Annotated in this window: 1 tRNA gene and 1 rRNA gene; both read left to right on the top strand. The window is 47.2% G+C overall.

The annotated features are described in order from the left end of the window. Window position 1: 1 nt before the first annotated feature. A 5S ribosomal RNA gene (gene rrf, locus H5202_RS23635) occupies window positions 2–117 on the top strand. Between the two features lie 104 nt (window positions 118–221). Then, window positions 222–298 (top strand) — tRNA-Asp (locus tag H5202_RS23630). Window positions 299–585: the final 287 nt, after the last annotated feature.

Here is a 585-nt window from a genome sequence, read left to right as displayed (position 1 = left end):
GTCTGGAAACCATAGAGCTGTGGCACCACCTGATCCCATTCCGAACTCAGAAGTGAAACACAGTATCGCCGATGGTAGTGTGGGGTCTCCCCATGCGAGAGTAGGTCATTTCCAGGCGCCTAATTATCTCGTTAAGAGATGCTCGAAAGAGCAAGTCTCCTAGTTATGACATACTAGCGACTTAAAAAGCATTTAGCATCGTGCGTAAGCAATTTGCTAAAGGAGCGGTAGTTCAGTTGGTTAGAATACCGGCCTGTCACGCCGGGGGTCGCGGGTTCGAGTCCCGTCCGCTCCGCCAATTACATAGAAGCCTCGTCTAACGACGAGGTTTTTTTGTATCTAAAATTTGTGAATATTTCCTCGATAGACCGCTATAAGCAGAGCATTCGTTCAGTTGGACCTGCTATGTTTCTGACTTTACCTGGCATTCACCCATTTATGGGGATTGTAAACGCTCAAGAATCAGCAAGTGAACTGTCATCTGGGTAGCGGGTTCATTTTTGATTGCAGACAGCGTCCGCTCCACCAAAGTAAGATGAGGCCTTTGCAGCAATGCAAAGGCCTTTTTCGTATGGAAAAATCAAC

This window comes from Shewanella sp. SG41-4 (genome assembly GCF_014164505.1).
Taxonomy (GTDB): Bacteria; Pseudomonadota; Gammaproteobacteria; order Enterobacterales; family Shewanellaceae; genus Shewanella.
This window is presented reverse-complemented; position numbering and strand designations above follow the sequence as displayed.